Consider the following 13,738-nt stretch of genomic DNA (forward strand, 5'->3'; position numbering starts at 1 on the left):
GGAGAGGCGAGGGGACGGGCCGGGTCGGGGGAGCCGACGGTGACGGCGCCAGGGTCCAGGCCTGCCATGTCGGCGGGGCCGGGCATCCGGCTGCCGGGCAGGCGCACCGCCGCGGCGCCCCAGGCCAGCGCCTGGGCCAGCGCGCCGGGGCCGCGCCCGCCTCCGGCGAGGAAACCGGCCAGCATGGCATCGCCCGCGCCGACGGAACTGCGCGGTTCGGTGACGGGGGCCTCGCCGTACCAGATGCCGTCCGGCTCGACGAGGACGGCGCCGTCGCCGCCCAGGCTGGCCAGCACCGCCCGCGCGCCCGCGGCACGCAACTTGGCCGCCGCCTCCACGACGTCGCCCACGCAGCGGATGGGCATGCCGGTGGCTGCGGAGAGCTCCTCGGCGTTCGGCTTCACCAGGGCGGGCGCGGCGCCGAGCGCGCAGGACAGCGCCGGGCCGCTGGTGTCGACCGCCACGTGGATGCCCGCTCCGGCGAACCTGCGGCACAACGACGCGTAGACGTCGGCGGGGACCTCGGGCGGAAGGCTGCCCGAGGCGACCACCCAGTCGGCTCCCTGGTCGCCGGAGTGCGCGGCCTCCAGCACGGCGTCGGCGATCGTGTCGAGCTCGTCCTGCGCGAGGGCCGTGCCGGGTTCGTTGATCTTCGTGACGGTGCCGTCGGGCTCGGCGAGGGTGACGTTCGACCTGGTCGGTCCCGCGACGGGGACGGTGATCATGTCGAGCCCCTCCGCGGCGAGCAGCCGTACGAGCTGCCTGCCCTCGTCGCCGCCGAACGGCACCACCGCGCGCGAGGCGACCGCGTTGGCCAGCAGGGCGCGCGAGACGTTCACTCCCTTGCCGCCCGGGTCGAGGTGGGCGGCGGCGGCGCGGATGACCGCGCCCCTGTCCAGGGCGGCGATCTCGATCGTGCGGTCGAGGCTGGGGTTGAGCGTCAGGGTGAGGATCACGCCCGGATCACCTCCGGGCCCGCCGCCGCCAGGTCGGCGGCCAGCGCGACGTCCAGGCCGGTGTCGGTGATCAGCACGTCGATCTCGGCGAGCTCGGCGAACGTGGCCAGATACGTGTTGGTGAACTTCGTGTGATCGGCCAGCAGCACGCTGCGCTGCGCGGCCTTGACCATGGCCCGCTTGATCGCCGCCTCCGCCGGGTCGGGCGTGGTCAGGCCCCTGCTGAGCGAGCAGCCGTTGGTGGCCATGAACGCCACGTCGACGTTGAGGTGGGCCAGCGGGCGCAGCGCCCAGTCGTCGACGGTGGCCAGCGTCTTGCCGCGCAGCCGGCCGCCCAGCATGATCACGTGCAGGTTGGCGCGGGCCGCCAGGGCGGTGGCCAGCGGTGGCGAGTTCACCACCACGGTGAGCTCCCGGTCGGCGGGCAGCACCTGGACCAGCCGTCCCGTGGTGGTGCCCGCGTCGATGATCACGGAACCGTCGTCGGGGAGCTCGGCCAGCGCCGCCTTGGCGATGCGCTCCTTCTCGCCCGTCATCACCTCGTCACGGGTGGCCAGCGCGGGTTCGAACCCCAGCCGCTCCACGGGGATCGCGCCCCCGTGGACCCGGCGCAGCACACCCGCCCGCTCCAGCGACGTCAGGTCGCGGCGGATCGTCTCGGTGGTCACGTCGAGCTCGGCGGCCAGCGTCACCACGTCGACGCGGCCCGCGGACCGCGCTCTCCGCAGGATTTCCTGCTGCCGCTCCTCGGCGTACATGATGTTGGTTCACCGCCGTTTCGGGTTGGTTTCATCTGTGTTTATACCCGCTTAGTTGTGCGGTCAAGGGCATACGGGCGAAATCTGGTAGTTGTAGGCACGTGCGAATCAAGCCCCTTGCCGCCGTGCCCGTCGTCCTCGCCGCCGCGCTGGCCGCCGTACCCGCTCACGCCGAGGCGGCCAGGCCGCCCTCCGTCCCCGCCGGCACCACGGCCGCGTGGCTGGTCTTCGACCGGCAGGCGGGCAAGTTCGTGGCCACGCGCAACGCGCACAGGAAGTACCGCTCGGCCTCCATCGTCAAGATCCTGATCGCGATCGACTACCTGGAGCGGCGCAAGAGCGTCCCCGCCTCCGACGCCAAGCTGCTCAGGAGCATGCTCAGGGCCAGCGACGACGACGCGGCCTCGACGTTCTGGGAGCGCGAGGGCCAGGGGAAGATCATCGTGAGGATGGCCCGCAAGCTCGGCCTGGCCGACACCACACCGCCGCCCGCCTCCAAACCGGGCTTCTGGGGCTACACCTCGCTCAGCGCGTACGACATCGTGCGGACCTACCGCTACCTGTTCGACCGGGCCGACGCCAAGGTCAGAAACCTGATTCTGGGCCACCTGCGCAAGTCCACGCCGTGCGGGGCCGACGGCTTCGACCAGACCTTCGGCATCCCCGACGCGATCCCCCGGCCGTGGGCGGTCAAGCAGGGCTGGTCCGGTTTCGGCATGACGCCGCCGAGCTCCTGCCAGGACGCCAAGGCCGTCGGCGCGCCCATCTCGTGGGTGGCGCGGCGGGCCACCGGCTCGGGCGTGCCCGACTACGGGCGCCCGGTGCTGCACACGACCGGCCTGGCCGGCCAGGGCGACCGGTACGTCATGGCGGTGCTCACCGCGCACCCGGTGGGCGGCACGTGGAGCGGCTCGGTCAAGCGCATCACCAAGCTGACCCGCGACCTCTACCGCAGCGTCGCCGGCTGAGACCTGAGGCGGGCAGCCGCCCGGCCGGGGCGTCACCGGTCCGTACGCGGGTGTTGCCCCCGGGGGCGGGCGGGCCGGTAGAGTCGGCCCGATGACGAAGCATGCGATCACCCCGCAGGCCGGCATTCTCGGTGACACGTTCGGCTGCGCCTGCGGCGTGGCCCTGGCCGGCCGGATGCCGGCCGAGCTCCACGCCGCCGAGAACGGCCTGTGCTCGGCGTGCCTCGGCTCGGCGGACGAAGAGGTGACGGCCGGGATGACGCGCGGGTGCCCGTCGTGCGCGGGCACCGGTCGCCGCAAGGAGCAGGTCACCTGGCAGCTGGCGCACGCCGAGGCCGAGCACCTGATCACGATGACCATCGTGCGCGGGATCGTGGCGGGCTTCGAAGGGCCGTTCCGCCTGTCGGAGATCGCCGACACGGTCAGGACCGGTCTCGGGCTGCCCGCCGGGCGGATGCCCGTCGGGCCGCGGGTGCGCGACCTGCTGCTGCAACTGCAGGCCGCGGGCGAGATCACCATGCTGTCGGCGCCCGACGAGCTCATCGGCACCGACATGGTCCTCTACCGCGACCCCCAGTGGCAGCGCGCCAGGACCCTCGGCATCTGACCGCGCGCCCAGGCCCGGGCCGGTCATGTCGCCGGACCTCCGGACGGCGCGCGGATCGCCCTTCAGGATGGTACGTGGGCCTGCCCCTCCGGACGGCGTGTGGGGCCCGCACTTCCGGCCGGCGCGCCCGGAGCGCCCCTCAGGATGGCGCGCGGGGACCGTACCTCGGGACGGCGCGCGAAGGCCGCATCTCCGGTCGGCAGGGGAGGGGTGCCTCCGGGTGGCGCGTTCGCGGGCCGGGCTCAGGCGCGGCAGAGGATCTCGCCGTGCAGGATCGACATCCAGCCGTCACCGTCGGCCGCCCACGCCAGCCACCCCTCCGAGATCCGCCGCAGGTCCGCCTCCGTGGCGGCGCCCGTGGCCAGGGCCTGCCGGGCCATCGCCGAGCGCAGGATCCGCTCGGACCACATCCCGCCCCACCAGGCCCGGTCGCCGGGCGTGGCGAAGCACCAGGTCGACGACGTGGCGGTGACGTCCTCGAACCCCGCGGCCCGCGCCCACGACAGCAGCCGCCGCCCCGCGTCCGGCTCGCCGCCGTTGCCTCGCGCGATCTTCTGGTACAGCTCCATCCACTCGTCCAGCACCGGCAACCGCGGGTGCCAGGCGAACGCCGTGTAGTCGCTGTCGCGGGCCGCCACGTACCCGCCCGGTCTGGTGACCCTGCGCATCTCCCGCAGCGCGCGCACCGGGTCGCCCACGTGCTGCAGCACCTGGTGGGCGTGGGTCACGCAGAACGTGTCGTCGTCGAAGCCGAGCGCGTGCACGTCGGCGACGGCGAAGTCCACGTTGCCCAGGCCGCGGGCGCTCACCTCGGCCCTGGCCAGGTCGAGCGCCTCCGCGCTCACCTCGGACGCCGTCACGTGCCCCACCCTGGTCGCGAGGTCCGCGGTGATGGTGCCGGGGCCGCTGCCCACGTCGAGCACCTTCATGTGGGGCTTGAGATGGGGCAGCAGGTACGCGGCCGAGTTCTCGGCGGTGCGCCAGCGGTGCGAGCGCAGCACCGACTCGTGGTGGCCATGCGTGTAGACGGCTTCCATCGCCGAACTCCTTCGTCTTCGCCGGACCGCTGCCGACGACCCTAACGCGCATCTCACCATTCAAGAGAAAGCGTCTCGCTGTTCGAGACGGAGGAGGTCGAGCGCGGCCCCGGCGGCGCGGCCCCGCCCACCTGGTGAATCGGGTGAGCGCCCGGGTAGGAGGGCGGGCACCGACCCACAGGAGGACCCCATGGCGAAGACCGTGGCAGACGTCATGACAGCCCACCCGGCGACCATCGAGGGCGACCAGCCGGTGTCCGCCGCCGCGGCGCTCATGCGCGAGCGCGACACCGGGGCGATCATCGTCAACGACAACGGCCGCATGCAGGGCATCGTCACCGACCGTGACATCGCCGTCCGGGTGGTCGCCGCCGAGCGCGGCCCGGACACGCCGGTACGCGAGGCGTGCAGCCCGGCCGTCGAGGCCGTCGATCCCGACACCGGCATCGAGCAGGCCGTGCGGATGATGCGCTCGCACGCCGTCCGCCGCCTCCCGGTGGTCGAGGACGGCCGCGCCGTCGGCATCGTCAGCCTGGGGGACCTGGCCGTCGAGCGCGACCCGGAGTCGGCGCTCGCCGACATCTCGGCCGCCGAGGGAAATCGGTAACGTAGCCCGCGTGGTCACAGTCGACGACGTACGGCAGTTCACGCGCACGCTCCCGCGCTCCACTGAGCACCTCATCCGGGACCGCATCAAGTTCCGGGTGGGGCAGATCGTCTACGTGGCGTTCTCGCGCGACGAGACGCTGATGGGCTTCGGGTTCCCGAAGGAGGAGCGGGCGGCGCTCGTGGCGGCCGAACCGGACAAGTTCCTCATGCCGAGGGAGTCGGACCTGCGCTTCAACTGGGTCGTCGTGCGGCTCGCCGCCATCGACGCCGCCGAGATGCGCGAGCTGGTGCTGGAGGCATGGCGGATGTGCGTACCGAAGAAGGTGCGCCTGGAACACCAGCGGCGGGTCGCCGGCGCGCCGTGAGCGCCGCTCCGGCTCACGCAGGAGCGTGTCAACCGCGGACGTCGGCCAGCCCGCGCAGCCGGCGCAGCGCCTTGCGGGCGGCGGCCGAGACCCGCTCGTCCGGGTGGTGGTCGATGAACAGCCGCAGCACCTGACCCGTCCACGGATGGTCGCCGAACGCCAGGATCGGGATGGTGCCCGCCTGCTCCTCCGCGTCCATGCCCAGGGCGATCGACTCGATCACCTGGCCCGGCTCGTCCCCGAACTCCAGCAGCGCCGCCGCCATGTCCACCAGCACCCACGCGATCTCGTCCGGCGCGGGCTGCCGCTCGGTGCGGCCGGTCCTGGCCGCGATCACCGCGCCGAGCTTGCGCTTCTCCAGGTGCCGGGAGAGCGCCAGCCGGCCCCCGTCGCCGAACTGCGTCGACAACAGCTCCACCCCGATCGCCCGGCTCAGCGGGCTGACCGTGGCCAGCGCCGCGGCGATCTCGGCCACCGCCTCCTCGGGGTCCCTGCCCTTCAGCCATCCCGCCAGCTCCTCGTCGCGCTCTGCCTCCGGGTAGGAACGCAGGCCGTGCAGCAGCGCCGCGGCGTCGCCGTCCGCGAACGAGCCCATGACCGGGACCTCCTGCCCGGTGGTCGCCGCGACCATCAGCCGCGCCACCCACAGGCCGAGCCAGCTCAGCGTGTACGGCTCCTCCTGGCGTACCAGCCCGAGCGCCGTCAGCGTCTCCGGCACCTCGCCCTGGTGCGGCTCGCGCGTCAGGAACATCCTGATCAGCTCGAGCAGCAGGGTGCCGTCGGCGGCCAGCCGGTCGCGGCAGTGTCCCGCCCAGGCGGCCAGCACCTCCGAGTCGTCGCCCTCCGGCTCCAGTTCCTCGGCCAGCGGGGCGGCGCGCACCGCCGCCGCGAGCGTGGCCTCGCCGGGCAGCCGGATCGGTGGTTGCAGGGGCAGCGTGTCGTCGTGGTAGGAGCTCACCAGCCCATCCTGTCGCGATATTGCTGTTAAAGTGCCAGCTGGCACCGAAAAGTCGGAAGAAAGGAGGCGCTGAGATGTTCGGCATTACCCCGGGCGCTCATCGCGCCCGCTTCCACTTCTCGGAGGAATCATGCGTTTCCGTCCCGCGGTCGAGGACGACCTAGACCGCCTGCTCGGCTGCGTCGTCGACGAGTCCATCAGCTGGGCCCACCCCGAGCGGCTGCTGTCGTACATGGAGAGCCGCAACTACGGCTACGACCGCATCTGGCTGGCCACCGACGACGACACCGGCGACATCCTCGCCCGCGCCGTCTGGTGGGGTTTCCCCGACGGTGCCAGGCCGCTCGCGCTGGACTGTCTCTATGTGCACCCGTCGGCCGGCGACCGCGTGAGCGTGGCCGCCGAGCTGCTGCGCCACGCCCATGCCGCCTTCGGGCGGGCGCCCGAGTACCACGTCTTCGTCCCCAACGGCTGGCGCGGCGACCCCACGGTCACGGCGGCCATCGGCTGGCGCTGGGAGGCCGCCGGCCGCGCCGGGCTGACCGAGGAGCTCGAACGCCTGCGCTACGCGTGGACGGCGGACGACGCGCCCGTGCCCGAGCCGTCGGACCGGCTCGTCTTCCGCGGCGAGGAGGACGACGAGGTCTTCGTGGAGGCGTTCCGGCGGGTGGCCGACGGAACGCTCGACTTCGCCACGCGCCAGGCCCTGCGCACCATGGACCCGGTGGAGCAGGCCCGCGAGGACGTCCGCGACTACGCGTCCATGCGGGGCGAACGGTCCTGGTGGCGGCTGGCCTACGACAAGGGCGGCGACCTCGTCGGGGTCGCCCTGCCGTCGGCCAACGACGCCGGGCCCGTGGTCGGTTATCTCGGCGTGGTGCCCGAGCACCGCGGCCACGGGTACGTCGACGACCTCCTCGCCGAGATCACCCGCTTCCACGCGGAGCGGGGCGTCCAGCGGATCGTGGCCGACACCGACTCCGGCAACGTGCCGATGGCCAGGGCGTTCGAGCGGGGCGGCTACCGCAACTTCGCCATCAGGCTCGTCCTGTCGGCCGATCCAGCGGCTTCGTAACGGCAGCTTCGCCGTCAGGCCGGCCGGGTCGCCGATCCGGCGGCTCCGCAACGCCTGACGAGGCCCCGCGCAGCCGGGCCCGGACCACCACGTCGTGCAGCGCCTCCCCGGCGGACGCCCGCTCGGGGAGCGCCGACGACTCACGGGCCTCCTCCAGCGCCGCCGTCATCCGCGCCACGTCCTCCTGGACTCCCGGCACGGACGGCGCCGGCCCGTGCTCGGCCTCCCGCTTCGCGGCGACGAGCTCGGGCAGGTACGCGGGCCCGTACGCGTACAGGCGCGTCAGGTCGGCCTCCAGCTCGCCGGTGCGCATGAGATGCGTCCCCGTCGCCAGCACACGGAAGGTGTAGAGCAGCGGCTTCAGCTCGCCGCTCTTGCCGAACAACCGCCACTGCGTGCGCGCGAATCCCAGATAGTGGTGCGCGTGGTGGCGTGTCAGGCAGCCGGGGGCGAGCGCCACCAGCTCCTCGTGCGCCGCCGAGGACGCCACGACCAGCGGCGAGAGCAGCTGTTCCAGCACGTAGCCGTTGCGGCCGAGCAGCAGCCGCCCGAACTTGGCCAGGTCGTGCGTCACGAGGTCCACCTCGACGCCGTCGCGCGTCCACGTCCGCTCCAGCGTCTCCGGGCCGTGCCGCAGCCCGGCCACCTCCTCCACCGGCAGCAGGTGGGTGCCCCGCAGGTCCACGTCGGAGTCGGCCGAGGGGAACCCGTACAGGTGCGCCCCGCTCACCGTCGCGAACACCGGCGGGTACGGCTGCTCGCCGGGGATCTCCGCCAGCCATACGGGCAGGCCGTTCACAGGTTCTCCTTCCGCACGCCGATCAGGAAGTCCTCCACCCGGTCCCGGTCCGGCCGGGCGGGCAGCACGCTCGGCGTCGCGGCCAGCTCGGCGGCCAGGGCGGCGCGCCAGGCGTCCACCTCCGCCCACGGCAGCGCTCCGCGCCGGATCGCGAGCAGCCGCTCGCGGTGCGGCCCCACCCGGACCAGCGGCTCGCCGTGCCGGACCAGGTGCAGGCCGCTGAGCAGCAGCCGCACCATGTGCACGGCCTGCTTCCACTTGGGCGCGACCGGGTCGATGCGGCGGAACTGGTCCTCGGCGTAACCGGCGAACGACCGCTGCGCCCGCTGCGACAGGAACGCCGTCCGCAGCTCGCGCAGCCGCCGGCCGGCGGGGGTGATCACCTCCACGATGGGCGACCACAGGCACTCGAGGACGGTCGGGTTGGCGTCGAGGGCCAGGCCGCAGAAGCGCTCCACCTCCCACGAGAACTGCTCGGGCAGCGGCCCGTCGCGGTGCGTGGACGGTTTCTCCAGCCGCCAGAACGCCGCCGTCGGCGCCACGAACACGCCCCGCCGGTCGGTGTCGGAGTCCTCGGTCTCGAGTCCGTACGCCCGCGACCCCATCACGACGGAAAGGATCAAGTCATCGGTCACCCATGTATCTTGCGTCATGGGGGCACGGGCTGGTCTGATCGATCAGTGGGCGGTTACGACGAGGCTTACCGGCAGAGCATCGAGCGGCCTGGCGCGTTCTGGGCCGAGGCGGCGCGCGGCATCGACTGGGACGTGGCGCCGGCCACGGCGCTCGGCGACGACGGCCGCTGGTTCCCCGACGGGCGGCTCAACACCTGCCACAACGCGGTCGACCGGCATGTCGCGGCCGGGCGCGGCGAGCAGGCGGCGCTGATCCACGACAGCCCGGTCACCGGCACGGCCCGCGTCCTCACCTACGCCGACCTGCTCGACCAGGTGGCCAGGACCGCGGGCATGCTGCGCGATCTGGGCGTGCGGGCCGGCGACACCGTGGTCGTCTACATGCCGATGGTGCCGGAGGCGGTCGTCGCGATGCTGGCCTGCGCGCGGCTGGGCGCGGTGCACTCGGTGGTGTTCGGCGGGTTCGCGGCCAGGGAGCTGGCGATGCGGATCGACCATGCCAGGCCCAAGGTGGTGCTCTCGGCGTCGTGCGGCGTCGAGCCGGCGCGGGTGGTGGCCTACAAGCCGCTGCTGGACGCGGCGCTGGAGCAGGCCGCGCACCGGCCGGACCGCTGCGTGATCCTGCAGCGGCCGCAGTCGGTGGCCGAGCTCACGCAGGGCCGCGACCTCGACTGGGAGCGGGCCGTGCGGGAGGCCGAGCCGGCCGGTTGCGTGAGCGTGGCCGCCACCGACCCCCTCTACATCCTCTACACGTCCGGCACGACCGGCTCGCCCAAGGGCGTCGTGCGCGACAACGGCGGGCACGCGGTGGCGCTGCACTGGAGCATGGGTCACGTGTTCGGCGCCGCTCCCGGCGAGGTCTACTGGGCGGCCTCCGACGTGGGCTGGGTGGTCGGCCACTCCTACATCGTGTACGCGCCGCTGCTGGCGGGCTGCACGACCGTGCTGTACGAAGGCAAACCGGTCGGCACCCCGGACCCGGGAGCGTTCTGGCGGGTGGTGGCCACGCACGGGGTGCGTACGCTGTTCACCGCGCCGACCGCGATCAGGGCCATCAAGAAAGAGGACCCATCCGGAAATTTCGCGAAAAAGTGGGACCTGTCGGGGCTGCGGTACCTCTTCCTGGCCGGCGAGCGACTCGACCCCGACACCTACCACTGGGCGTCGGGCCTGCTCGGCATCCCCGTCATCGACCACTGGTGGCAGACCGAGACCGGCTGGCCGGTGGCCGCCAACTGCGCCGGCATCGAGCTGCTGCCGATCAAACCCGGCTCGCCCACCAAGCCGGTGCCCGGCTGGGACGTGCACGTCCTCGACGCCGACGGCAACGACTGCCCGCCGGGGGTCGACGGCGCGGTCACCGTCAAGCTGCCGCTCCCGCCCGGCGCGCTGCCCACCCTCTACCGCGACGACGCCCGCTTCGCCCGCTCCTACCTGGAGCGCTACCCCGGCCACTACCTGTCCGGCGACGGCGGCCACCTCGACGCAGACGGCTACCTCTACGTCATGGGCCGCATCGACGACGTGATCAACGTCGCCGGGCACCGGCTCTCCACCGGCTCGATGGAGGAGGTCATCGCCGCCCACCCCGACGTGGCCGAGTGCGCCGTGATCGGCGTGGCCGACGAGCTGAAGGGGCAGCTGCCGATGGGGTTCGTGGTGCTGAAGGCCGGTGCGGAGCGCGACCCCGCCGAGGTGGAGCGCGAGCTGGCCGCCCTGGTGCGCGAGCGCGTCGGGCCCGTCGCCGCCTTCCGCCGCGCCCTGGTGGTCGGCCGGCTGCCGAAGACCCGCTCGGGCAAGATCCTGCGCGCCACGATGCGCGACATCGCCGACGGCCGCCCGTACACCACGCCGTCCACGATCGAGGATCCGGCGGCGCTGCCGGAGATCGCGCAAGCCCTGAAGGGTACATAACGTTCAGACCGGCAGCAGGCCGGCAGGAGACCGGCACGGTGTGGAAGCCTGCGCGATCGCGGGCGCACAGCGCATGATGGGACACCCCCTGTCCCCGGGAGAAGGCAATGATCGATACCCCGAGCTACGCCGACGCCCTGAGGATCCTCGGATGCAAGGACGGCAGGCTGGTCAAGGTCGTCGGGTTCGCCTCGGCCGCCGAGCGCACCGGCTGGGCGCTGGCCGGCGGCGGGCGGCTGGCGGCCGGCCTGAGCGACATGCGCGACGGCATCGTCCGCTACGGCAAGGACATCGTGCGCCGCATGCCCGAGTTCAGGAGCGGCGTCGACCGGCACACCCGCACCCAGCGGCTGGCCGCGGCGCACGCCGTGATCGTCGTGTCGGCGTACTTCGAGGCGCTCGGCGAGGCGAAGCTGCCGTTCACGCTGGACCGGCTCGACCGCGGCGAGAAGATCTCCCAAGGCGTGCCGACGCCCGAGCGGTTCGCCAGGCTGGTGGCGGAGCTGCTGCTGGAGCGGCTGCCCACGCCGGAGCCGCACCTGCCGTACGCCGAGACGCGGCGCGCCGTGGAACGTGCCTACCTGCACATGTCCGAGGCCCTGGCCGGATACGTGGGCGGCCTGTCGGTCTGGGACGAGCTGAGCGTCGACGACCAGCTCCTGCTGCCCCGCATGCTCGCCGAAGGCCCGCCCGCGCACGCGCTGCGCATCTACGACGAGGACTACCGGTCGCTGGCGCTCGACAGCCACGAGTTCGGGGTGCGCAGCCTCGTCACGGAGCGGCCGCCGCCCGGCACGGCGCTGTCGCGGGTGGCGTGGCTGCTGGCCGAGCTGGCCCCGCCCAGGGTCGGCGACCGCCCCGTGATCCACCTGGCCAGGATGGCCGCCAACGCGCTCGACCAGCCGCTCCTGGTCGCCGGCAAACATCCCGAGGACGTCAGGCTCCCGCTGCTCGGCGAGGGCTACCTCACCCCCCGCTGCCGGGTCGCGGAGCTGACCAGCGACGCCGCGCCCGCCGAGCGGGCCTGGTGGGACGACCGGCGCCTGTTGCCCGACCCCGAGGCGTTCCTCGTGGGTCACCTCACCTCGCTTCGGGCCACCCGGGCGCCCCTGCTGGTGCTGGGCGAGCCGGGCGCGGGCAAGACGAAGCTGACCGAGGTGCTCGCGGCCCGGCTGGCCAGGTCGGAGTTCCTGCCGATGAGGGTGGAGCTGGGCGGGGTGGCCGCGCGCGCGAGCGTCACCGAGCAGATCGAGCAGGCCCTCAAGGGGGTGCTGGAGGAGCAGGTGGGCTACGCCGAGCTGGTGGCGGCCGGCGACGGGGCGATGCCGGTGATCCTGCTCGACGGGCTGGACGAGCTGCTGCAGGGCGGCGTCAACCGCTTCGACTATCTCGAACACGTGCAGGAGTTCCAGGCCAGGGAGGCCGGTCTCGGGCGGCCGGTCGTGGTGCTGGTCACCAGCCGTACGGTGGTGGCGGACCGGATCAGGTATCCGGAGGGGCTGCTGGCGTTGCAGCTGCAGCCGTTCGACGACGATCAGGTGCGGCAGTGGCTGGACATCTGGGACCTGGCCAACCGGTCCCTGCTGGCCAGGCGTGACCTGAAGCCGCTGCCCGCCGAGGCGGCGCTGGTGCACGGCGACATGGCCAGGCAGCCGCTGCTCCTGCTGCTGCTGGCGCTCTACGACGCGGGCGGCAACGCGCTGCAGCGCGACCACGGCCCGCTCGGGCGCGCCCGCCTGTACGAGGTGCTGCTCAGGGACTACACCGAACGGGAGACCGGCGGGGCCCGGCGGGTGGCGATCGACCAGGAGCTGGTGCTGCTCGGCACGGCGGCGCTGTCCATGCTGGCCAGGGGCCGCCAGGTCCTCACCGACGAGGCGCTCGAACGCGACCTGCCCGCCCTGTGCCACGGCGGCGAGGAGGACCCCGACGACGAGGGCGAGCGGATCGACTGGGTGCGCAAGGCCACGGAGCGCTTCTTCTTCGTCCGCAGGAACGGCCACGCGTTCCTGCACTCCACGTTCGGCGAGTTCCTGGTGGCCTGGCTGACCGTCTACGCGCTGCGCGACCTCGACCGCAGGCGCCGCCTGGCCGGCGACGAGCCCCTCGCGCTCGTCCAGGCCGTGGACGACGACCTGCTGTACGCCGTCACGTCCCACTCGTGCCTGGCCGAGCGCGGGCCCACCGTCGGTTTCGTCCTGGAGCTGCTGGCCGAGGTGCCCGCCGAGGTGCGGGAGCGGTGCGTCACGCTCCTGGCCGGGGTGCTGCGGCGCTCGCTGCACGAGCGCCCCCGCCGCCACTTCACCCGTTTCGTTCCGGTACGCCACACGGTGCCCCGCCGCCTGGCCGCCTACTCCGCGAACCTCACCCTGCTCGTCGTCGCCGCCTCCGACCAGCCCGTCAGCGTCTCCTCGATCCTGGGGGGACCCGACCCGCTGGAACGCTGGTCCGCGCTCACCCACCTGTGGAAGGGCAACCTCGGGCACGAGGGCTGGAACGGCCTGCTCACCGCGCTGTCGGCGCACCGGGTGATCGACGGGGGCACGGAGGACGTCGTGCTCGGGGGCGAGGAGGGCGCCAGGACGGGGGCCGGGATGGGCGACAGTATGGGCGACGGCATGGGCGACGTCGTCGTCGCGGTCGCCACCGGCCACACGCCCCGGCACCGGCGCCTGCTCGACCTGCTGCTGCGCGCCCTGGGGGAGGGGCGCGGCCTGCCCTACCGGGAGCGGGTCCGCATTCTCGACGAGCTGGTCCGTACGGTGGCGGTCAGGTCGCCGGCGCTGCACCAGGCGCTGGGGGCGATGTGGGCCGAGGACGGCGACGGCCACGCCGAGTTGCGCCCGCTGCTGCGTGCCGTGCTCGCCGACCCGGTGGACCGGATGGGGGCCTGGAACGCGCTGGTCAAGGCCGGCGTCCCCGAGATGGCCCTCTGGGAGATCCAGCAGAGCACGTCCTGAGTGACAGGGGCGCGCGTAACGGGAGGTTGCCTATCCTGACCTTTCGGAGGCTGACATCTAAGGGAAACGTTACGTAATATCCACATATCACGAGCGT

13 protein-coding genes are annotated in these 13,738 nt (G+C 73.1%); 7 read left to right on the plus strand and 6 right to left on the minus strand.

Features of this window, described 5'->3' with window-relative positions:
* Both pfkB and E1292_RS28765 read right to left on the minus strand, forming a co-directional pair.
* The coding region (gene pfkB / locus E1292_RS28760; protein WP_132598492.1) for a 1-phosphofructokinase at nt 1–956 on the minus strand (956 nt) is incomplete at its 3' end.
* Nucleotides 953–1,714, minus strand: coding sequence for a DeoR/GlpR family DNA-binding transcription regulator (locus E1292_RS28765; protein WP_132598494.1), 762 nt, complete (start codon nt 1,712–1,714; stop codon nt 953–955). The genes E1292_RS28765 and pfkB, both read right to left, overlap by 4 nt.
* Before the next feature lie 101 nt (nt 1,715–1,815).
* On the opposite strand from E1292_RS28765, the gene E1292_RS28770 reads away from it, so the two are divergent.
* Together E1292_RS28770 and E1292_RS28775 are read left to right on the plus strand one after the other, a co-directional pair.
* Nucleotides 1,816–2,682, plus strand: coding sequence for a D-alanyl-D-alanine carboxypeptidase family protein (locus E1292_RS28770; RefSeq protein WP_132598496.1), 867 nt, complete (start codon nt 1,816–1,818; stop codon nt 2,680–2,682).
* A 91-nt stretch (nt 2,683–2,773) separates the two neighbouring features.
* Complete coding sequence (locus tag E1292_RS28775; protein ID WP_132598498.1) at nt 2,774–3,289, plus strand: hypothetical protein; 516 nt, start codon at nt 2,774–2,776, stop codon at nt 3,287–3,289.
* A 242-nt stretch (nt 3,290–3,531) separates the two neighbouring features.
* Here the strand turns inward: E1292_RS28775 and E1292_RS28780 are convergent, their stop codons facing one another.
* Entirely contained in the window at nt 3,532–4,326 is a 795-nt protein-coding gene (locus E1292_RS28780) for a class I SAM-dependent methyltransferase (protein ID WP_132598500.1), read from the minus strand.
* A 190-nt stretch (nt 4,327–4,516) separates the two neighbouring features.
* Between E1292_RS28780 and E1292_RS28785 the strand changes: the two genes are divergently transcribed.
* Nucleotides 4,517–4,933 (plus strand): CBS domain-containing protein, encoded by a 417-nt coding sequence (locus E1292_RS28785; protein ID WP_132598502.1) that lies wholly within the window; start codon nt 4,517–4,519, stop codon nt 4,931–4,933.
* 10 nt (nt 4,934–4,943) lie between these two features.
* Entirely contained in the window at nt 4,944–5,300 is a 357-nt protein-coding gene (locus E1292_RS28790; protein ID WP_132598504.1) for an MmcQ/YjbR family DNA-binding protein, read from the plus strand.
* 28 nt (nt 5,301–5,328) lie between these two features.
* Here the strand turns inward: E1292_RS28790 and E1292_RS28795 are convergent, their stop codons facing one another.
* Nucleotides 5,329–6,258, minus strand: a complete 930-nt coding sequence (locus E1292_RS28795) for a hypothetical protein (RefSeq protein WP_132598506.1) — start codon at nt 6,256–6,258, stop codon at nt 5,329–5,331.
* Between the two features lie 130 nt (nt 6,259–6,388).
* Here E1292_RS28795 and E1292_RS28800 point away from each other — a divergent pair, with 130 nt between their 5' ends.
* On the plus strand, nt 6,389–7,333 hold the full coding sequence (locus tag E1292_RS28800) for a GNAT family N-acetyltransferase (protein ID WP_132598508.1): 945 nt from the start codon (nt 6,389–6,391) through the stop codon (nt 7,331–7,333).
* Here E1292_RS28800 and E1292_RS28805 read toward each other — a convergent pair.
* Nucleotides 7,296–8,132, minus strand: a complete 837-nt coding sequence (locus tag E1292_RS28805) for a nucleotidyltransferase domain-containing protein (RefSeq protein ID WP_132598510.1) — start codon at nt 8,130–8,132, stop codon at nt 7,296–7,298. The genes E1292_RS28800 and E1292_RS28805 overlap by 38 nt on opposite strands.
* Complete coding sequence (locus E1292_RS28810) at nt 8,129–8,767, minus strand: nucleotidyltransferase domain-containing protein (RefSeq protein ID WP_246090401.1); 639 nt, start codon at nt 8,765–8,767, stop codon at nt 8,129–8,131. Before E1292_RS28810 ends, E1292_RS28805 begins: the two co-directional genes overlap by 4 nt.
* Before the next feature lie 45 nt (nt 8,768–8,812).
* Between E1292_RS28810 and E1292_RS28815 the strand changes: the two genes are divergently transcribed.
* Complete coding sequence (locus tag E1292_RS28815) at nt 8,813–10,681, plus strand: propionyl-CoA synthetase (protein ID WP_132598514.1); 1,869 nt, start codon at nt 8,813–8,815, stop codon at nt 10,679–10,681.
* 107 nt (nt 10,682–10,788) lie between these two features.
* Nucleotides 10,789–13,641 carry an NACHT domain-containing protein gene (locus E1292_RS28820; protein ID WP_132598516.1) on the plus strand — a complete coding sequence of 951 codons (2,853 nt, stop codon included), beginning with the start codon at nt 10,789–10,791 and terminating at the stop codon, nt 13,639–13,641.
* Nucleotides 13,642–13,738: the final 97 nt, after the last annotated feature.

This window comes from Nonomuraea deserti, assembly GCF_004348685.1.
Classification (GTDB): domain Bacteria; phylum Actinomycetota; class Actinomycetes; order Streptosporangiales; family Streptosporangiaceae; genus Nonomuraea; species Nonomuraea deserti.